Origin of the sequence: Bartonella sp. AA2SXKL (assembly GCF_042197205.1) — a bacterium.
GTDB lineage: Bacteria > Pseudomonadota > Alphaproteobacteria > Rhizobiales > Rhizobiaceae > Bartonella.
Genome location: NZ_JBHIRN010000278.1, coordinates 1 through 554 on the forward strand (window position 1 = coordinate 1; position 554 = coordinate 554).

The 554-nt window shown below is 43.9% G+C and carries 2 protein-coding genes; both read right to left on the reverse strand.

From position 1 onward, the window contains the following. Positions 1-338: Bgr_08870 family protein (locus tag ACFINS_RS11230; protein ID WP_375706314.1), on the reverse strand; the 338-nt coding region annotated here is incomplete at its 3' end. Positions 339-351: 13 nt separating this feature from the next. Then, a partial coding sequence (locus ACFINS_RS11235) for a hypothetical protein (protein ID WP_375706315.1) occupies positions 352-554 on the reverse strand: 203 nt, incomplete at its 5' end.

Below are 554 nucleotides of genomic sequence, written 5' to 3' on the forward strand. Positions count from 1 at the left end.
CCTAACAGTGAGACAGCACTACCAAAAGTAAAATTATTGTTGCTTGATTTGTAGAGCACATAATTGTTGGCGGCATCTTTTGCCCCCTCGATATCGCTTAAATCAGCAAAAGTGAAGGTTTTATCCGCTGCCATTTTGCCATTGAGAGCGCTTTCTAGATCTGTGATTTCGCTTATGGTATGCGTGTGTTGTAAAGGTGCCTTTTCGTCTATTTTTTTCTCAACTTGCGCTATTGCCTGATCAATCTTGGTCAAGTTTTCACGCAAAATAGGGAATTCAGAACTGATAAAACGCCCTTCTTTAGGCAATTCCATGTCGAGTTTCTTGGTTTTTGTCATGTCTGGTCTCCCCTCATAATATGCCAGCGCCAAAATCTCTCACCATGGAACGCGCGGATGGTCCACCGGTAAGGGTCAATTTCAAGCGTGCTTGTTTGGCGCCTTTATCACCACTGTTAAATTTGCGCTCTGTCCAAAGTGGTTCAGCAAGTTGTTCTGTTTCGTCGAGTTTTAAAGGGACAAACGCCCCATCATCCAGCTGCATCTCCAATGAGA